Origin of the sequence: Bradyrhizobium jicamae (assembly GCF_018130215.1) — a bacterium.
Lineage (GTDB): Bacteria > Pseudomonadota > Alphaproteobacteria > Rhizobiales > Xanthobacteraceae > Bradyrhizobium > Bradyrhizobium jicamae_A.
The window spans coordinates 62495-81722 of sequence record NZ_JAFCKQ010000034.1; the positions used below are offsets into that span (position 1 = coordinate 62495).

The window sequence follows — 19228 nt, forward strand, 5'->3', positions numbered from 1 at the left end:
TGAGTGATTTGCAGAACCGAGGTCCGCAAGGCACGGTTCGGACATGGACCTATCCTACCTCAGCGGCAGCATTGTAATCGGCCTGCTCCTCCTTGCGTACCACCTGTACGGCTCGCTGTTCAGGAGGGACATGTTACGGCACCAAAGGCTGAACAGGCTACGGCGACCGGCGTCGCATTCAATCTTTGGCGATATAATTGTTGAGCCTCTCGAAGGGCCAGATTCAACCGCACCAGAGAAGCTTGACGCCGCGTGATCCTCACGCCGATCTGACGCTTTCGATCAGGTGAAGAAAGCCAAGCGCGCACGAAGATATCGCTAGGCGTAAGGTCCATGTAAGCCTGGGCTGCGGTCGGCGCTGAGCCGCTAACCTCTGAATCTGAGGCAGTGCTGTTGTATTGCCCGAAATGCAAAAGCGTCGTTCGCTTAGTCAGCGGGAAGGACCGACCCAAGCGGTCGTCTAAATCGCCTTCGCGGGCAATCGAGCTACCAGATCGTACTCGGAGCTAAAGTCGAGCTACCGCTGGCGGCTTCCCGCCCCGCGCGATCGGCGCGATCATCGGGCATCACGGGCCCGCAGAAGATCGTCTTCGGCGACATGCGCTCGATGGGCGTGCGCGGTATCGTCGCGCTAACGCCACAAGGTTCCTATTGCTTTGGGGATTTCGTCTCAAAGATGAGAGCGGCCTTGAAGATCGGACCGCCGTCCGTTCTGACCTCGATCACAAGGTCGGTTCGGTCATCCGACGATGCAACGTTTTTGGCAATATCTGCCAGAGTGCGACTGGCTTCTATTTCCGCTCCCCTTTGATCCACAAATTCCATGCCTTCTTCATCAGGGTACAAACCTGTGATGTCCCTGATGTCGAAGAAATATCGCGGCATTCGCGCCTCCTCTGCGGGCAACAGGGGGACGCAGGAGTTCGTTCCTGACCGGGCATGCAAGCCCGGACGGGTCCGGTACTCCGTTAATGCTGTCCCAATTCGGACACACTTTCGAACGAATTCGAACACTGACTAAGTAAGCCATTTCGGGAACCCAAAACTCACCCTACACTTCGGCACTGGGCGCTTTTTTCATTTCCTAATTTTATGGCCCAGCAGGCCGCTGTTTTTAGGCGGATCGGAAGGCGTGGCCCCAGCCATACCGGCCTCCAGGCTGGGGCCGTTTCGAGGCCGGGCGCCGCGCCACGCCCGCGACCGTCCGAGACTGACGCTCGCAATCGCGCGTTGATTTGAACGCTCGCGGCTTTCGCTGGCGTCACGTCCCAGCGTGGATAAGACGGCTCCAATCAAATGCATAATGGGGCTCCACGGCCCCGAGAGCTCTTTCGGGAGAACAACCCGCCGCCGCCTGTCCCCATTTTAATGTGCCGTCCGGAGCGGGAAATCCTATAACAAGGGCCAGGATGCCCCTCATGCGCGACCCCCCATTGCATTCGGCCGATCTCATCGCCCCGGCGAGGGGACCGTGGTCCTGCGCGCAATCGGATCATCGATCGTTGCGTGCGCAACCTTTCCGGGTCGATTGCGCCGGTCCATGGAAGGGTCATGCCGGCGCGTCCTGCCATCGGCGAAACGGGCAACGATGACCGTGCCGTGGCCTGGCGAGCCGAAGGACTGGCCTCTCAAACTCGAAACTTCGCCTGTGCTGCCCGGCGAAGCGAAGCGCCGCCGGACCGGGGCAATCGCACGTGCGATCCTGCTGTCCGCGTTCTTCGGTCTGCTGTTCTTCTGCTTCTACATGGTCTCGCAGATCCAGCCGCTGTTTCACGTCGGCTTCAGCGACAGATGGCTCGCGCTATCCGTTGTGCCCGCCTGCCTGGCCGCGGCCATCGGGGCAGCATTCGTTTTTGCCCGCTTCAGCTTCGGCTATCTGGTCGGGTTCTATCTTTTTGTGATGATGGTGGGTTACTTCTGGCTCAATGCCTTCAGCGTGCTTCACTATGACCACCGTCAGGCGCTCGTTGCGTCAGCGGTCTCGATCGTGTCGTTTCTGCTGCCCGCACTGTCGATCCGGGGCGACATCCCTCGGCCGCAACTGGCGGCCGGGGCGCTGAACCGGGCTCCCGATGTCATCCTCGCGCTGTCGCTGCTGGTGTTGACGTGGTGCGCGCTTGGTGACTTCCACATCGTCGGTCTCGACGACATGGAGAGGTACAGGGCCGCCGTCGCGCGCCCGCGCCTCGTTGAATACGCGATCGGCAATATCAATGGCGCCTTGATTCCCTTTGCGCTGGCATGTGCCATCATGCGCGACAGGAAGTGGATGGTGGCGGCACTTTGCGTCGTGGCGCTCGCCTACTATCCGGTGACGTTCACCAAGACCGCGATCTTGACCGCGCCGTTCGTGATCTTTTTGGCCGCGATGTCCTTGCGCCTCGAGGCGCGGATCGTTGTCATCCTTTCGCTGATGGTACCACTGGCGATCGGGCTTGCAGCGGCCGGCGGCAGCGGAGCGCAAGACATCGGCACCATCAGGCAGCTCGTGTTCGGTGTCACGAATTTCCGGCTGCTGGCGGTCCCGGCGATTTCACTCGAACACTACTTCGATTTCTTCCAGCATCACCCGCACACCTACTTCTGCCAGATTTCCTTCCTCAAGCCGCTGATGAACTGTCCCTACACCGACGAGCTCGGCATGCTGATGGCCGGCGAGTATCATATCGGCAATATGAATGCGTCGCTGTTTGCGACCGAGGGTATCGCATCGGTCGGACCGCTCTGGATGCCGTTGAGCGCGCTGGCCTGCGGACTGATCATCGGGTTCGGCAACAAGGTCGCGGCTGGTCTGCCGGCACGCTTTGTCCTGATGTCCGGCGCGATCGTTCCGCATACGCTGCTCGACGTGCCGCTCTCGACCACACTGCTGTCGAACGGACTCGCGCTCCTGATGCTGCTTTGGTGGATCACGCCGCGCGGTTGGCTGGCCCGCGAAGATGCCTGATGGAGCGGGCGCGCCACCGGCGGCCGGGCACCGGCAAAACTGTGCGCTCGGCGGGTTACCGGCAGGACAGTCCGGCTTCGATCGAGGTCCAGAATCCGCAATGCGGCGGAACATGGGCGTGAGCCCGCGAGCCACCGACGTGGATCAGGATTGCGACCGCTAGCGCAAGGATCGCCAGGGGAGCGACAAGGCTTCGAATCTGCATGCCGCCTGCATTAAACGACATCATGGCTTGACTAAGGCCGAACTGCTAGCGATTGGCGGCCTGCGCCACGTCGGTGCGATCGGGGCTCGCTGCAGCCGGCTTGATGCAGGTGCTGCAAATCACGAGCTTTCGTGCCAGTCGGTCGTCTGCGTCGGCCTGTTCATCGGCCGATTGCGCCACCGCCTGCGCGGTGTTGTGCGCGTGCCGCTGCGGCGGCAGGTTGGGATTGGGCCCTGCACCGTCCCAGGCCAGCGGCCCCGGCTCTGACGTCGTCGTCATGCCGTATTGCGCATATTGCGCGCAGGCGCCGAGTGCGATCGGCAGAAGCAGGACAGCGGCCTTGCTCACCCAGTTCCGGATTGGAGACATGATCAAACTCTCACGCTATTCGTAATGTGACCTAAGAGCAGAACCGCTAAGAAATCGTTTGCCCTGTTTACCGCCCCATCGCATCCGACGACGACGGTATTGAGGCGCCGAAGCAAGGAACCTGACCATGCGCGACAGCAACCGTGGTTTCGATGGCAAGCGGGTCCTTGCCAACCTCAACGCGCTCCGGGCCATCGGCGCCTACAAGACCGGCGTGCACAAGCCGACCTTTTCGGAACCGCATATCCGTTCCCTCGACTGGCTGGCACGGCGGCTCCCGGACGCTGGTCTGACTGCGACGATCGACGGCATCGGCAACGTTGTCGGCAAAAGTGCGAAGGCGGGACCGAAGCTGCTCGCCGGCTCGCATCTCGAAAGCCAGAACCATGCCGGCTGGCTCGATGGTCCGCTTGGCGTCATCTACGCGCTCGAGGCGGCCCGGGTGATCAACTCCGATCCTGATGTGACGGGCGCGGTGGAAGTGGCCGCCTGGTGCGACGAGGAGGGACATTTCGGACATTTCCTCGGTAGCCGATCCTTTGCCGGTGCCGTCACCGAAGCCGAGATCGACGCTGCAAGCGACCGCAGCAGCGATCGCCCGCTACGGCAGGCCTTGCGCGATGCCGGCCTGGCCGGTCGGGCACGCCTGCAAGCCGAGCCCCGACGACACATCGGCTATCTCGAGGCGCATATCGAACAAGGCGAAACGCTCGAGAGCAGCGGGCTCAAGATCGGCGTCGTCACCTCGATCGTCGGCATCTGGCAGTACCGCATCACATTCACCGGTGTGCAGAACCATGCCGGCACCACGAGGATGGCGGTCCGCAGGGACGCCGGCCTCGCACTGGCACGGTTCTGCGTTGCGATCGACGACAGCTTCCCTGCCCTGTGCGGTCCGCGCACGGTGTGGACCACGGGCCGCATCACGCTCGATCCCGGTGCACCGAGCATCATTCCGGGCCGTGCGGAGATGCTGTTCCAGATCCGCGACGACGACCCTGACGTGATCGAGCGGCTCGAGGCGCATCTGCGAAACATGGCCGCGGACGTCACCGCCCAGGCCCGATGCAGTGTCGATGTCGAGCGGATCAGAACCGGTGTGCCGGCGATCATGAACGCTGCGTTCCAGGACGCGATCGAGGCCGCCGGCGCGGTCCTCGCGGGCGGAAAGTCGATCCGGATGCCAAGCGGCGCCGGTCACGACGCCCAGGTCCTCGCCACCATCATGCCCGCGGCGATGCTGTTCGTGCCGTCGATCGGTGGCATCAGCCATCACTGGAGCGAAAACACCGATGACGCAGACATCCTGACGGGGGCCGCCGTCTTCGTCGACACCTGCCGACGCCTGCTGGCAGGCTAGAGCTTTTTCGAGTGACGTATCGGCTCGCGTAAACGCGTCAAAACAACAGAGTAGAGCTTTGTTTCGACTTCAGCGGAACAGAGCCCCACGCAAACGCGATATTCACGGGATCGTCGCCATCATCTCGGACCGCCGGGGTCACCGGGCGTCAGCGAAGCCAGCACTTGCGAACTCTTCAGGGTCGCTCTCCGCACCGTGAAGAAGACGTACAACAGATAGGCGTCGATCAGGATCGTGCCGGCCATCACGCTGTAGCCCCATGGGCTTTCCATCAGCTTCAGCTCGATCAATACGCGCGAGAGACCGAAACCCACGACCCAAGCGTCGAAGCTCATGCATATCCGGCGAAACGTATCGGCATCCAGCCGCCGAATGAAAAAGGTACCGAGTGGTATGCCGATCAGAACGCAGGGACCAAGTACGAACAGGATGCTCTGGCTTTCCGTGATGAACAGACCGAGGTTGTAGTACGCAATCGCGGTCAAGCTGGACTCCGTCACTCGAACGAGTGCGAGACCGGCCCGAAACTCATCTTTGACGAGGCCCTGGTTGTTGAACAGCATCGCCAGCGGCGGTCCCGAGATGGTCGTGACCGAGTACAGGATCCCGAGTGTCGTTCCGAACGGCAAACCAACGAGCCATTTCGACTGGATCGGCTTTCGCCAGCCGGCTGCCTGCAGCAGGATGAGTGGCAGAATGATCGAGTAGGTGGCGAATTTGGTCCAGCCGGGTTGAAGCGACGTCAGCGCGAAGGCTCCAATTGCGATGCCGGGCAGCATGCCGAGGAGGATCGGCAGCACACGCCGCCAAACGGCCGGGACGCCGCTCAGGTTGATGCACAGGACGTAGAGGTTGACGAAGACTTCGACGATGACGATTGCAGGATTGAGGACGCGGTTGGTGTAGAAGACGAGCGCAACCGGCACGGTGAGCGACGAAAACCCGTAGCCAAGCGCACCGTTTACAAAGGCCGCAAGCAGGGCGATCACGGCAAGAACGATTACAGCGGCGTCAATCGAAGGCATCTTTGCATCTTACAGATCGGCTACAGTCGCTTGCCCACGCCACTATAGCGCAACGAACGGGACGCGGTGCCGAAACTTGCGCTTATGGCGGCGGGTAGCGGCCTTGCGAAGGATCCGCGCGCCTTCACCGCAAATTACCTCCCTCGCCCCGCAGAGAAGGAATGCGCGTTGCGAAGGCCCGACCGCACGAGCGGCTTGCGTCCCGAAACCAGTCGCCACGTTTGGCGGGTTCGCTCTGTTCCCGAACCGGTGTTGCGGGCGATCACCGAATTCAAACTTCGCGCTTCGCTGCCACGACCGAAAAGTGAACAGCCGGATCCCGGGCGACGGTGGCTGAACGCCTTGCAAAGCGCTGGATTTGCGGCCATTTTCGCCGAAGCGAGGTCAAGTCCGTTTCATGTTGTTGCTTGAATCACTTCCGACCGTGATGGGCGCGGCTGCCATCGCACCGGCCTTGCTGGTGTTGTGGCTCGTGATCGCCGCCGATGAGCGCCCCGGACCGCCTGCGCAGGTGTGGCTCGCCTTCGTGCTGGGCGCGGCCAGCATCTCCCTGCTCGGGCTGGCGCGGGTACCGTTCAACGCCCTGCTCGCTATTCCCGGCAACCCCTGGATGACGCAAGCCGTCCGCTCGGTGTTCGGCGTTGCCGCGCCGGAGGAGATCGTCAAGGTGCTGGTCATCGTCTCGATCTCGGCACGTCGCAAGGCCTTCGCCGACCCGATGGATACGGTCGTCTATGGCGCGGCCGCAGGCCTCGGCTTTGCCGCCTACGAGAACCTCGCCTACCTCGTCCAGCACAAGGACATCTGGCATGCGCTGGCGGCCCTGCGCAGCGTCCTGACCGTCCCCTTTCACGGCTCGCTCGGCGTCATCGCCGGTGCCTATCTTGCGATCGCGCGCTCGGGCGGAGCGCTCGGCGCACACCGCGGCAACCGCGACTGGGCGCGCATGACAAGCTGGGCAATGGTGCTGTTCGCGCCGATCGCGCTTCACGCGGCCTTCGACTTTCCACTGCTCTCGCTTCAGCGCAATCCTGACCTCGGTCCGACCACGCGGTTGCTGCTGGGGTTGGCGAGCGTGCTGATCGGCTTCTCGTCGATCGGCTTTGCAATCCGGCTGGTCCGTCGCGTCGGCAAGCACCACGCGCCGCGCACAGAACTCGCGCGGGAACGGCTGAGCCAGCTACGGCGGATGTGGGCGCTGCTCCTGATCGGCGGCGGCGCAGGCTTCGCCGGCGTGTCCTTCCTGCTCACCTCGCTGCATCACTGGTACGTCAATCCGGAACGCAATGCCTCGTTCATCCTGGTCCCGATCGGTTTCACCTCGATCCTGATCGGCCTTGCGCTGCTGACCGCGACCACCGCAGTCTACTTCCTCGGCCGCAACCGGATGCGAACGGCGCCGCAGGGCTTTTCGTCAGCGCCGGGTCCGAGCTAGGCGGGGCGACCCTGATCGGGATGGCGCTCGCCGCACGCGGCGCCTCCTGGCTGGAGCTGTTTCCGTTCCTATGGCATCGGAACAGCGCTCCATGCGCTTGTTTTGACGCGGATTCTTCGCGCGAACCGGTATCCCCTTTGCTTGAAACGCTACGGTCCCGGACCTGGCTCGAGACGGCCGGGTTTTGACACGGCAGAATCCCTGCGCTATAGACCCGCCCCATGATCACCGTCGCCACCAGCGCTTTTTGGTATTTTAGCTACGACAGCTTGCTGGCGGCAGGAGGATCGCGCTCAATCTGAAGAATTGCAGCAGACATCCAAAAAAGCCGCCAGACCTGGCGGCTTTTTTGTGCCGGCAGGTCCTGAAATCCAAAGGAGCCAGCCGTGTTGAGTACGACAGACGATCTTCGCATCAAGGAACTGAAGGAGCTGAGCACACCCGAAGAGGTGATGCGGGAAGTCCCGCGCACCCTCACCGCGACCCGGGTCGTGATGGGCGCACGCAACGCCATCCACGCCATCCTGAACGGAGCCGATGACCGCCTCCTGGTCGTCGTCGGCCCCTGCTCGATCCACGATCCCGCGGCGGCCGTCGACTATGCCGAGCGCCTCGCAGCCCTGCGCGAGCAGCTTGCCGACCGCCTCGAGATCGTGATGCGGGTCTATTTCGAGAAGCCGCGCACCACCGTCGGCTGGAAGGGCCTGATCAACGATCCCGGCCTCGACGGCAGCTTCGACATCAACAAGGGGTTGCGCCTCGCCCGCAGCGTGCTGTCGGCCGTCAACAATCTCGGCCTGCCCGCCGGCACCGAATTCCTCGACATGACGACGCCGCAATACATCGCCGATCTGGTCTCCTGGGCGGCGATCGGGGCGCGCACCACCGAGAGCCAGATTCATCGCGAGCTGGCGTCGGGATTGTCCTGCCCGGTCGGCTTCAAGAACGGCACCGACGGAAACATGCGGATCGCGGCTGACGCGGTGAAGTCGGCCTCACATCCGCATCACTTCATGGCGGTGACGAAGGGAGGCCGGTCGGCGATTGCCGCGACGAGCGGCAACGAGGATTGCCATGTCATCCTGCGTGGCGGCCGCACGCCGAACTTTGATGCCGCAAGCGTCGATGCCGCTGCCGGTGAACTCGGCCGCGCTGGCGTCGCCCCCCGGCTGATGATCGACACCAGCCATGCCAACTCCAGCAAGAAGCCGGAGAACCAGCCTTTGGTGGCCGCCGACATCGCCCGGCAGATCGCGACGGGCGAGCAGCGGATCGTCGGCGTGATGATCGAGAGCAACCTGGTCGCGGGTCGCCAGGACGTCGTGCCGGGCGCGCCGCTGACCTATGGCCAGAGCATCACCGACGGCTGCATCGGCTGGGAAGCCACGGTTGACGTGCTGCAGCAGCTCGCCGACGCAGTGGACATCAGGCGAAGCGCGCGGCAAGGAAGCTTGAAGGAGCTCTCGGCCTGAGGCAGCAGGCAACCGGATGGATTGAGCGCAAGCGGCGGGGCGCGGGATGTTCGCGCTCCGCTCGCCCTGCTGCTGATATCAGCAACCGCGGCAGATGCTCTTGATCTTCTTGTCGAGCGCCGCGTCTTCCTTGTTCGCCGCGGAGTTCGGATCGTTCAGACCCTTCTCGCTCGGAACGTCACCTGGCCGCGGCTGGCGGTGGCCGACGGGTGCAGGCACCACCCCTCCGCCACCTTGTTGCATGGTCGACGATCCGCCCTGCTGCTGCGCATACGCCTGCTGCATCAGGACCTGGGGCGCCCCGACCGCAACCATCAAAGCCATCGACAAAACTGTTTTCCGCATTTTGCGCCTCCGCCTCTCAGCCCACTCTGCCCGTTCCGGGACATCGGCCGTCCCTGTCCCAGCACCGCCCGGCTCACGGCACCGGCGGATATGCGTGCACATCACCACAATAATCGACGACACGATAGCGTGGTTCCGCGGAACGTTCACGTTCATGGGATGCCGGCTGCGACAAGTAGGTCGGGCCGATCGGTACCTTGCCATGGCCGCCCGGGATGTCGAGCACATATTCCGGCTGGCACAGGCCGGAGATACGGCCGCGCAGGCCGCGCATCAATGCCTGCCCGGCCTCGATCGTGGTCCGCAGATGCGCGGTCCCCGGTGCGAGATCGCCGTGGTGCAGATAATAGGGCTTGATCCGGCACTCGACGAACGCCCGCATCAGGGCCTCGAGCGTCACGGCATCATCGTTCACGCCGCGCAGCAGCACCGACTGGCTGACCAGCGGAATGCCGGCGTCCGCGAGGCGTGCACAGGCCGCACGTTCATTGGGCGCCAGCTCACGCGGATGGTTGGCATGGATCGCAATCCAGGTCGTCGCCCCGTCGGAGCGCAACGCCGCGACCATGTCGGGATCGACGCGCCCGGGATCGGCTATGGGTACGCGAGTGTGAAGACGGATGATCTTCACGTGATCGATCCGGGACAGATCGCTCATGATCCGGGACAGCCGTCGCGGCGACAGCATCAAGGGGTCGCCGCCGGTCAGGATGACCTCCCAGACCTCCGGATGGGCGTGGATGTAGTCCAGCGCCTTGCGATACGCCTCGTCCGACAAGGCGGTGGCCTTGCCCGGTCCGACCATTTCGCGCCGAAAGCAGAACCGGCAATACACCGCGCAGACATGGACGAGCTTGAACAGCACCCGGTCGGGATAGCGGTGCACGATGCCGGCCACCGGCGAATGCGCATCGTCGCCGATCGGGTCGGGATTCTCGCCGGGCTGCTCCACGAGCTCTTCGGCACTCGGGACGAACTGCCGCGCGACGGGATCGTCGGGGTCCGCCGTGTCGATCAGCGCCGCGATCTCCGGCGTCAGTGCGACCGCATAGCGCGCGGCGACCCGCTCCAGTTCGGGAAGCGCCGCAGGCGACACCAGACCCGCACCGACCAGTTCATGTGGCTGGCGCAGCGTGGCCGCCAGTTTGGGATCGATCCTGTTCATGTCTCTCCTGCAGGCGGTGTCCAGACCACCTGGTCAATTCGCGGCGCGCCGCTCGCCAGCATCACAAGCCGGTCGAAGCCGAGCGCGACGCCGCTCGCCTCCGGCATTCTGCCGACGGCGGCGAGAAAATCCTCGTCCAGCGGATAGCGCTCGCCATAGCGCCGTGCCTTCTCGTCCATGTCGGCGGTGAACCGATGGCGCTGCTCGACGGCGTCGGTCAACTCGCCAAAGCCGTTGGCAAGCTCGACGCCGCAGGCATAGACCTCGAAGCGCTCGGCCACGCGCGGATCGCCGGGCTTGGTGCGCGCCAGCGCCGCTTCCGGCGACGGATACTCGAACAGCACGGTCAGGCGGCCCTGCCCGAGATGGGGCTCGACGTGCTCGACCAGCAGCTTGCTGAAGATGTCGGACCAGGTGTCGTCCCCAGCCACCCGGACGCGGTCGCCGGCAGCGGCGGCAAGCGCGGCGCGGTCGCCCTCGCCGCCCGTGATCGTCGCCAACAGATCAACGCCGGCAAACCTCTGGAAGGCGCCGGCGACAGTCAGCAGTTCCGGTTCGGCAAAGGGGTCGGCAATCCTGCCGCGGAACGCAAACTGCCCAATTCCTGTTGCCTGCGCGGCATGTGCGATGACGACGATGGTGTCGGCCATGATGGCGTCATAGCCGGCATTGGCACGATACCATTCCAGCATGGTGAATTCGGGCAGATGCAGATCGCCGCGCTCACGGTCGCGGAACACGCGGGCAAATTCATAAATTTTCGACTCGCCTGCAGCGAGCAGCTTCTTGCAGGCAAACTCCGGCGAGGTACGCAGATAGCGCGTTGTGCGCGATCCGTCGGCCCCCGCCAGATCGGTGCGGGGGGCATGCAGATGCGTCTCGTTGCCCGGCGATATCTGGAGGATTCCGGTCTCGACCTCGGAAAATCCCTGCTCGGCAAACCAGGCACGAAGTGCGGTCATGATCGCGCCGCGCGCCATCAGGAACGGCCGGCGGTCGGCAAAACGCGCCGGTGCCCACCACGGCGAGGGTTCGTTCCGCCCGGTCATGACCGGCCCCTTACCGATCGCGTCGAATCGACATCAAGGCTCCCCACCACTCGTTTAAGATACAACCGTAAGCCTTTGATATTGAGTAGATTGCTAACCAGCATGCCCTGAATCTCGCACCAAGATGGCGAAGCAATATCCCTTCATGTCGAAAGACACCGGCCTTGTCCATCGGGCTGCAACCGCCGGTCACGTCGGAACGGTGGTCACCGCCGTTTCCAGGCCTTAACCGCCACGAGGCGCTCCCGATCGAAGCCGTTGGCAAGCTGCCGAAATCGGCCGCAAAAGGCTGGCATCTCAGGGACAAATCAGTATGTTGCAGCCCGAAATCACCGCCATGACCGCTGGACTGCCCAACTGGTTTGCGTCCCCGGTCGCCAATTCAGGAAAACACCTTTGAAAGTCATCGCCAGTTCCATCCGCAAGGGCAACATCATCGAGCAGGACGGCAGGCTCTACGTGGTCCTGTCCGCCGAGAACATTCATCCCGGCAAGGGCACCCCCGTCAGCCAGATCGAAATGCGCCGCATCGGCGACGGCGTGAAGGTCTCGGAGCGCTACAAGACCACCGACCAGGTCGAGAAGGCCACCGTCGAGGATCACAATTACAACTACCTCTACGAAGACGGCGACGGCTTCCACTTCATGAATGCCGAGAACTACGACCAGGTCCAGGTTTCCAAGGAGACCGTGGGCTCCGCGGCGCCCTACCTTCAGGAGAACATGACCGTGAAGCTCTCGATGCACGAGGGCAATCCGGTCGCGATCCAGCTGCCGCAGCGCGTGACGCTGGAAGTGGTGGACACCGAGCCGGTGACCAAGGGCCAGACAGCCTCGTCGTCCTACAAGCCCGCAATGCTCTCCAACGGCGTACGCACCGGCGTGCCGCCGCACGTCTCCACGGGCACGCGCATCGTCGTCATGACCGAGGACGGCTCCTACGTCGAACGCGCCAAGGACTGAGCCGGATTGAGCGCACCGGGGCGCGGAGCGATCCGCGCTTCGACTTGTTGTCTACGCATGGCCCTCCCGGAAACCCGATACACACTTTTCAGGATCATGCTCTAGTCTCTATGACGATCAGCATGGCCCGGGGGGTGCATTGAACAGGAAGGTTGTCAGCTTCGTCAGTTGCTGGCTGGCAGCCTTGCTCTCGCCCCTGTCCGGCGCTTTCGCCGACGAGTTCAGGACGCCGTCGATCTCGGCCATGCGGGTCGACTGGCGCGCCGTGCTCGACCAGCTGCGTCAGGACATCGGCGCCCGGCCCGCCATCGCCGCCAATTTCACCTTCGCGAGCCAGCGCCGCGTCCCGGGCTCCGATTCGCGCGCCACGCCCGCGTTGGTGCAGCTCAACGCCGCGACATCACCGATCTTCCCGGGTATTGCGCGCAGCCCGATTCCCGTGCTGCTGCCGTTCGATGCCGCAGCCTGGCTGGATGCGCGGCTCGGCGGTGCGCCCGACACCCAGTCCGTCGCGCGCTACCAGGCCGACTTCCGCCCCGCAGATTTCTTCGATGCCGGCGCATCCGGCTATGATGCCATGTTCTCGCTGGAGCCGGGCGCCGGTGACGGCATGCCGCCACGGACCTTCATGAAGCCGGTCGAGGTCCAGATCTCGGGGTCGATCCTGGTCTACGACCTCGCCGACCGGCTCGGCGGCAAGGGCGAACCGGTCAAGGCGCTCGCCGCCCAGTTCCCCGACATGCGGCGCTTCATCCGTGAAGGCTATGTCCGTTATGCCTTCACCCGTTTCGGCATTCCCTACGTCGTCTCGATCCAGTGCCTCGACAGCGCCCCGCGCCCGAAGCGGCTGGCATGCCGCGAAGCCTATCCGGTGGCCGAACACTTCCTCAAGGCGCTGCGCGTCGCCGGCGGACAGCCGTCGCAGCCGCGCGGCGATATTGCCTCCGACGTCGCCGATCGCCCGGTAACGCCGTCACGCGACTTCACTTACCGCCCGAGCGGCGACATCGTCCTGGGCAGCGGCGGCCGCAAGCAGGGCGGTCACGCCGACTTCACCGTCTATTCGCAAATCCGCTTTCCGCTCGAGAAGGCGCCGGCCTACGCCCACTCGCAATCCTTCGCCAAGCGCAAATCGGACGGGCCTGCCGACGGCTATCCCTGGCAGGACAATTTCTGCGAGGCGCGCAGCTTCGAGGTCGGGCAGTGCGCCAGCGGCTACGGCCATCAGGGCCAGGACATCCGCCCCGGCGGATGCCCGGCGGACAGCACGGATGGTTGTGATCCGAAGCAGCAGGCAGTCGTCGCGGTGCGCGACAGCGTCGTGCTTCGCTCACCGCTGCAGCAGGCCGCAACGCTCCAGGTCAACACCCGCACCGAGCATATCCGCTTCCGCTACATGCACATGAACCCGTCGGCGATGGATACCGACGGCCTGCTCAACGGACGCGTGGTCACGGAGGGCGAGAAGATCGGCGTGGTTTCGAACTATCTCGATCACCCCAACGGCACCTCGCGGCATCTGCATTTCGACGTCCAGCTGTTCACGCGCGACGGCTGGCTGTGGGTCAATCCCTACACCACCCTGGTGTCGGCCTATGAGCGGCTGATCGGCGGCCGCGGCCGCGAGATCGGACCGGAACCGGCCGCTGCGGCCGCCGTGGCCCGCACCCTGCCCGACGACGTCGCGCATCACGTCGACATCCAGGAAGGCGGCGGCAACTAGAGCATGATCCGGAAAAGTGTGTAGCGGTTTTCCCTCGCGACAAACGCGTTTGCGCGGAGATCATGCTCAAGCAAGGAGCTAAAGCGACTGAGCCTCATCTCATCGTGCTCTAGTCGACCTCCAGTTCGGCCAACACCTTCCTCACCTGGGCCTGGGCGCTCGCGGGAAGCGGCAAGATCGGACGCGGCGGTTCGGCCGCACAGACTCCCCTGATATTGGCGATCGCGTAAACCACCCGCAGGCTCGAGAAGGTCTTGAACAGATGCCAGACCGGTTGCAGACGCTCATCGAGCTGCCGCGCCCTGGCGCCATCTCCGCTCGCTACCGCGCGCACGATCTCGAGGCTGATTCTCGGAAAGAGTCCTGCGACCACGCTGTACCAGGTCTCGCCGCCCGCAAGCAGCGCCTCGGTGCAATTCCAGTCGGCGCTGTAACCAAGCGAGAAGCCGCTCGGGACGACGGCCCGCAAAGCCTCGACATGGCCTGAAACGCCCGAGACGTCAGGCGCGGGGCTTTTGACCGCGATGATCCCCGCCACCCGGCTCAAGCGGCCGATCAATGCAGGCGTGAAGCGAAAATGCGTCGTACCCGGATTGTCGTAGATGCAGATCGGCAACCCGCTCTCGCGCGCCACGGTCTGGAAATGCTCGAAGACCTCATCATCCGTCAGAGGCGTATAGGACACCGGCGCCAGCAGCCCCGCCGCCGCGCCGGCGTCACGCGCATCCTGAGCCAGCCTCACCGCCTCGTCGGTGCGCAGGGCGCCGATGCCGACCAGGATCGGTACACTGCCGCCTGCGAGGGTTACGGCGGCCTGCACGGCACGCCGCCGCTCGTCGCGACTGAAATACGGATATGAACCGGTACTTCCGAGCAGACCGACCGAATCCACCTTCGCCGCAATCAAGGGCTCCAGCAAAGCACGGAGAGCTCCCGCGTCGACCTGCCCGTCTCGATTCGAGGGCGTGATCGGGAAGGCAGAAAGCCCCTTGAGATTGACCATCGGCTTGTTCCTCTTCGGTGACAATCGCCCGACAACGGACGGCGAACCGGGCCATCAATCCCGCCTCCCCCACCCCTTGCAAGGTCCAGTATGCCGCCGACTTCGCAGCAAACTGGTCCAGTGCTCCACGGCTCTCGCCACCTGCAGAAATCGGACGACGTCCGACGACTATTCAAGCATCGTCGTCAGCTGCGCGCCCTCGTCGGCCACGAACACGGCGATCAACTCCGCCGGCTCGGTGTTGCTGGCATTGGCCGAGACGACATGGGTCGAGCCCGGTGGCTCGAAGAAGGACTGGCCGACCGTGAAGGTCTCGAGCGGCCCGCCGCCGAGCTGGGAGCGGATTTCACCCTTGGTGATGTAGGCGGTCACCGAGCCGGAATGGCGGTGTGGAGGGGTAAATCCACCAGGACCGTAGAACACGCGAACGACCGTGACGCGCTTGCCCGGCACGTTCGGCAATGCGTGCGAGGTGATCACCTCCACCTTGTTGAGCCCTGCTCCATCCGCATTCGCCGCGGCGCAGAGCGGTACGATCGCCGAGGAGATCGCGTCCATGGTGATCGGCAGTGCCTTGCCGATCGCAAAGGCACAGGCGAGCCCGGCAACGATTGCCAGCGAGACCGGCCGTGGCGGCCGGACGGATGGAAGAGACAGTGCCGCAGCCATCGACGTCATCTTCGTTCTCCCTTCAGATGTTGCTCATCCTCTCACGACGCAGCGGCGTTTGTTGCCTGCTTGCGCGCCGGCGGCGTCCAGCGATAGGCCGCGCCGAACCGGTTCCAGGCATTGATCGACGCGATCGCGGACGTCAGGTAGGTCAATTCCTGCTCGGAGAATTCCGCCGACGCCTGCGCATAGACTTCGTCGCTCACGCCATCGGCAATCATCGTCAGCGCCTCGGTCCATGCCAGCGCCGCGCGCTCGCGCGCCGAGAATTGCGGCGCCTCGCGCCACACCACGACGAGGTTCAGCTTGTCGACGGGGATGCCGAGGTTCTCGCCCTGCAGGATGTGAAACTGCACGCAGAAGGCACAGCCGTTGATCTGAGAGGCGCGCAGCTTGACCAGCTCGAGCATCTGCTTGTCGAGACCGGCCTTCGCGGCGAACTGGCCGAGCGATCGCACCGCTGCGAACGCGTCCGGCGTCAGCTTCTCGAAATCGGTGTATTCCTTGCGAGCATGTGACATAAGCTTCGCCTCATGTTATCAGTGTGCTGATATATTATCAGAGTACTGATATGATGAGCAAGGCACCGATATCCGCGAAGACGAAATCCGCCGACATGACCGCAATGCGGAAACGCCGGAAACCGGCTGCCGCAAGAAAGCGCCTTGCCGAGCGCAAGGCCGCCGGAGAGAGGGCACGGAGCCGACGGCCCAGGGCCGCAGATCCCCTGCCCGCCCTGCAAACCCCTCCGCCGCCGGGCCAGGGCAAACGCGGCGAGCAAGGTTACCTCGCCTATCTGCTCCGCCAGGCCCAGGCGGCGGCGCGGCTCTCGATGGAACGCGCCCTTGCACGGCTCGGTGTGACTTCGCCGCAATTCGTCGTTCTCACCATGCTCAGGGCCTATCCCGGGCTATCAGGCGCCGACCTCGCGCGGGTCGCCATCCTGACGCCGCAGACGGTGAGCGTGATCATCAGCAATCTCGAGCGCGACGGCGCCATCCGCAAAGCGCCGCACCCGGTCCATGGCCGGGTGTTGCAGTGGACGCTGACCCGCCGCGGAACTGCCCTGCTCGACAAATGCCGCCGCCATGCCGTCGCGCTGGAGCGGCGGCTCGCCGCCAGCCTCAACGCCAGGGACGAGCGCATCATCAGGCGCTGGCTGTCAAAAATCGCCACAGATCTGCAGGATAGCTAAGGCATGATCCGGACCCGAAGGGCGCGTCAGCGCAAAGTGGTAACCGGTTCTCCGGGAAGATCATGTCCAGACAAACGACTCCCGCGGCGTCACGACTTTTGGTCCACCCGGTCGACACCGCTAGACTGGCCGCATGAGACAGCTTGATTCTCCGAAATCCCATACCCGCCGCGGTGTGCTGAAGGCAGGACTTGCGGCAAGCGCGCTCGTCGCCGGTCCGCTTCGCGCGCTGGCCGCCGCGCCGGCCGGCTTCGACCAGTGGCGCGACAATTTTCGCGCGCGTGCGATCGCGAAGGGCATCTCGGAGGCGACCTGGAACCGCTGCATGGCGCGGGTCGAGCCCGACATGAGCGTGTTCAAGCAGATGCGCAATCAGCCCGAGTTCCACGAGCTGATCTGGCAATACATCAACCGGCGCGTCTCCGACTGGCGCATCATCCACGGCCGCGAGGCGCTGAAGAAGAACGAGGCGCTGTTCGCCCGGATCGAGCGCGACTTCGGCGTCGAGCGCGGCACGCTGCTCGCGTTGTGGGGCGTCGAGTCCGCCTATGGCGACCCGCTGGTGCAGCAGAATCACATGACGCCGGTGTTTCCCTCGCTTGCCGCGCTCGCCTGGAACGAGCCGCGCCGCAAGGCCTATTGGGAGGCCGAGCTGATCAACGCGATGAAGATCGTACAGCGCGGCTGGAGCACACCCGAGGAGATGAACGGCTCATGGGCCGGCGCGATGGGCCATTCGCAATGGATGCCGGAGGTCTGGCTCAATGTCGGCTTCGACTACGACGGCGACGGCAAGGTCTCGCCGTTCGGCCGGCCCGACGACGCGCTGGGTTCGACCGCGAAATACCTCGTCAACCGCGGCAAATGGCATCGCGGCGAGCACTGGGGCTATGAAGTCCGCGCCCCCGGCGGCACCAGCGGCAGCCGCTCCTATGCGGCCTGGGCCAGCGCCGGCGTCGTCAGGGCCGATGGCCGGCCGTTTCCGCAGCCGAATGCGTCGGCCCAGCTCTGGATCCCGGAAGCAGGCGGGCCGGCATTCCTGCTCGGGCCGAACTTCTATTCGGTGAAGAGCTACAATCCCTCGATGAACTACGCACTGGCGATCTGCCATCTCGGCGACCGCTGCCTCGGCGGCCCGCCCTTCATCCAGCCTTTCCCGGGGTCCGAGCGCGCGCTGACGCTCGCCGAAGTCCAGGAAATGCAGACGCGCCTGACCAAGGCCGGTTTCGACACCGGCGGCACCGATGGCCGGGTCGGCAACGACACCATGCAGGCGATCAAGGACTATCAGACCAGGACGGGGCTGTTGCCCGCCGATGGCTACGGCGGGCTGAAGGTGCTGGCACGGTTAAGGCAGGGTGGGTAGGCCGCACTGCGGAGTGCGCGGACGCTGGCCATCGAAATCGCCGCGCCGTCCCTCAAGTGGCCGTTCACAAGATTGGAGGCGATATCTCATTCCGGAACGCTGGTGCCAGCGGCCGCGTCGCCACCGGGATGTTCCGCGCGATCAAAGACTTGGCCTTGTTGACAGCGCGGATGGCGATGCCCAACGGGAACGGATTGTTCAGGCGAAGGAAGGCGAGTTTCCTGACATAGCCCTCAACGTGCCATTTGGCGCTCGCCCCCCTCCGAAAGTAGATCACGTCACCAACGCCATAGCGCTTCGGCGGCATGCCCTCGCTCTCGAGCACGATCGAGCCTTCGAGGATTATGATGGTCTCGTCGAGGTCGTAATACCAGTTGAACTTGCCTGCGGTACACGACCAGATCAGCGTCCTGGCAGTGTTGCATTCGCTCGTCGACAGCAGGCGCGAGCGAGCTTCCGGACTTCCTTCAATGATCCAGGACGGCTCAATCGGCGACAGACCAAGTTCCATGCCGGAATGTGCGGCTTCAATTAGCGCGAGAGGCATCGATTACTCCAACTAAAACAAATTCTCAGGGTTTCAAAAAGCCGGCCGTGCTATACACTCATATTTTCGGCGAAAGTCGTGAAGAGCGCAGTTTGCCGCAAGTGACATTATGTCTACATTCTAAAGCAGTACTCCTTAAGACTTGCCGCGGCAGTTGTGGGTGCGACAAAACGACCCGACGGGCAAATCAGTCAAAACCTGTCCAGCCCTTCATCAAAAAATATTTCGGTTTATCGTAACTGCAAATCAGTGTATAGAATTTGCCGTCTCACCCGATCGAGGGGCGCTCGCGATCGTCACGAACGTTGCGGTGGGATGCGGTGGACGCCGCATGCGTGACTGACGAGAGCGCATGAGGCGGACGGCGAAATCGTGCAGGCCTGACGCCCT

At 63.9% G+C, this 19228-nt stretch carries 18 protein-coding genes; 8 read left to right on the plus strand and 10 right to left on the minus strand.

Features of this window, described 5'->3' with window-relative positions; genetic code table 11:
- Positions 1-648 precede the first annotated feature (648 nt).
- Positions 649-885: a DUF6894 family protein gene (locus JQ586_RS28545; RefSeq protein WP_212397954.1), complete on the minus strand. Its 237-nt coding sequence runs from the start codon at positions 883-885 to the stop codon at positions 649-651.
- A 703-nt stretch (positions 886-1588) separates the two neighbouring features.
- Between JQ586_RS28545 and JQ586_RS28550 the strand changes: the two genes are divergently transcribed.
- Positions 1589-2947 carry a hypothetical protein gene (locus JQ586_RS28550; RefSeq protein WP_212397955.1) on the plus strand — a complete coding sequence of 453 codons (1359 nt, stop codon included), beginning with the start codon at positions 1589-1591 and terminating at the stop codon, positions 2945-2947.
- A 250-nt stretch (positions 2948-3197) separates the two neighbouring features.
- On the opposite strand, the gene JQ586_RS28555 is transcribed toward JQ586_RS28550, so the two are convergent.
- Positions 3198-3521, minus strand: a complete 324-nt coding sequence (locus tag JQ586_RS28555) for a hypothetical protein (protein WP_212397956.1) — start codon at positions 3519-3521, stop codon at positions 3198-3200.
- Positions 3522-3648: 127 nt separating this feature from the next.
- Between JQ586_RS28555 and JQ586_RS28560 the strand changes: the two genes are divergently transcribed.
- Positions 3649-4881 (plus strand): Zn-dependent hydrolase, encoded by a 1233-nt coding sequence (locus JQ586_RS28560; RefSeq protein ID WP_212397957.1) that lies wholly within the window; start codon positions 3649-3651, stop codon positions 4879-4881.
- Between the two features lie 119 nt (positions 4882-5000).
- Here the strand turns inward: JQ586_RS28560 and JQ586_RS28565 are convergent, their stop codons facing one another.
- Positions 5001-5906 (minus strand): sulfite exporter TauE/SafE family protein, encoded by a 906-nt coding sequence (locus JQ586_RS28565; RefSeq protein ID WP_212397958.1) that lies wholly within the window; start codon positions 5904-5906, stop codon positions 5001-5003.
- A 397-nt stretch (positions 5907-6303) separates the two neighbouring features.
- Between JQ586_RS28565 and JQ586_RS28570 the strand changes: the two genes are divergently transcribed.
- Positions 6304-7341 carry a PrsW family glutamic-type intramembrane protease gene (locus JQ586_RS28570; RefSeq protein WP_212397959.1) on the plus strand — a complete coding sequence of 346 codons (1038 nt, stop codon included), beginning with the start codon at positions 6304-6306 and terminating at the stop codon, positions 7339-7341.
- Positions 7342-7727: 386 nt separating this feature from the next.
- The gene (locus JQ586_RS28575; protein ID WP_212397960.1) at positions 7728-8813 is read left to right on the plus strand and encodes a 3-deoxy-7-phosphoheptulonate synthase; all 1086 of its coding nucleotides are present in this window, start codon (positions 7728-7730) and stop codon (positions 8811-8813) included.
- Positions 8814-8891: 78 nt separating this feature from the next.
- Here JQ586_RS28575 and JQ586_RS28580 read toward each other — a convergent pair whose 3' ends face one another.
- From JQ586_RS28580 to epmA, 3 genes are all read right to left on the minus strand, one after another.
- Positions 8892-9158, minus strand: a complete 267-nt coding sequence (locus tag JQ586_RS28580; protein ID WP_212397961.1) for a hypothetical protein — start codon at positions 9156-9158, stop codon at positions 8892-8894.
- 73 nt (positions 9159-9231) lie between these two features.
- Positions 9232-10323, minus strand: coding sequence for a lysine-2,3-aminomutase-like protein (locus JQ586_RS28585; RefSeq protein ID WP_212397962.1), 1092 nt, complete (start codon positions 10321-10323; stop codon positions 9232-9234).
- The gene (gene epmA, locus JQ586_RS28590) at positions 10320-11372 is read right to left on the minus strand and encodes an EF-P lysine aminoacylase EpmA (protein ID WP_212397963.1); all 1053 of its coding nucleotides are present in this window, start codon (positions 11370-11372) and stop codon (positions 10320-10322) included. Before epmA ends, JQ586_RS28585 begins: the two co-directional genes overlap by 4 nt.
- 396 nt (positions 11373-11768) lie before the next feature.
- On the opposite strand from epmA, the gene efp reads away from it, so the two are divergent.
- Both efp and JQ586_RS28600 read left to right on the plus strand, forming a co-directional pair.
- On the plus strand, positions 11769-12335 hold the full coding sequence (gene efp, locus JQ586_RS28595; RefSeq protein WP_212397964.1) for an elongation factor P: 567 nt from the start codon (positions 11769-11771) through the stop codon (positions 12333-12335).
- A gap of 139 nt (positions 12336-12474) precedes the next feature.
- Positions 12475-14058, plus strand: a complete 1584-nt coding sequence (locus tag JQ586_RS28600) for a M23 family peptidase (RefSeq protein WP_212397965.1) — start codon at positions 12475-12477, stop codon at positions 14056-14058.
- Positions 14059-14167: 109 nt separating this feature from the next.
- On the opposite strand, the gene JQ586_RS28605 is transcribed toward JQ586_RS28600, so the two are convergent.
- From JQ586_RS28605 to JQ586_RS28615, 3 genes are all read right to left on the minus strand, one after another.
- On the minus strand, positions 14168-15061 hold the full coding sequence (locus tag JQ586_RS28605; RefSeq protein ID WP_212397966.1) for a dihydrodipicolinate synthase family protein: 894 nt from the start codon (positions 15059-15061) through the stop codon (positions 14168-14170).
- 168 nt (positions 15062-15229) lie between these two features.
- On the minus strand, positions 15230-15739 hold the full coding sequence (locus JQ586_RS28610) for a cupin domain-containing protein (RefSeq protein WP_212397967.1): 510 nt from the start codon (positions 15737-15739) through the stop codon (positions 15230-15232).
- A 32-nt stretch (positions 15740-15771) separates the two neighbouring features.
- Complete coding sequence (locus tag JQ586_RS28615; RefSeq protein ID WP_212397968.1) at positions 15772-16251, minus strand: carboxymuconolactone decarboxylase family protein; 480 nt, start codon at positions 16249-16251, stop codon at positions 15772-15774.
- 95 nt (positions 16252-16346) lie between these two features.
- Here JQ586_RS28615 and JQ586_RS28620 point away from each other — a divergent pair, with 95 nt between their 5' ends.
- A complete protein-coding gene (locus JQ586_RS28620) occupies positions 16347-16925 on the plus strand; it encodes a MarR family transcriptional regulator (RefSeq protein WP_212397974.1) in 579 nt (192 codons plus the stop codon).
- 133 nt (positions 16926-17058) lie between these two features.
- Positions 17059-18291 carry a lytic murein transglycosylase gene (locus tag JQ586_RS28625; RefSeq protein WP_212397969.1) on the plus strand — a complete coding sequence of 411 codons (1233 nt, stop codon included), beginning with the start codon at positions 17059-17061 and terminating at the stop codon, positions 18289-18291.
- Positions 18292-18355: 64 nt separating this feature from the next.
- Here JQ586_RS28625 and JQ586_RS28630 read toward each other — a convergent pair whose 3' ends face one another.
- Entirely contained in the window at positions 18356-18838 is a 483-nt protein-coding gene (locus JQ586_RS28630) for a cupin domain-containing protein (RefSeq protein WP_212397970.1), read from the minus strand.
- Positions 18839-19228 lie beyond the last annotated feature (390 nt).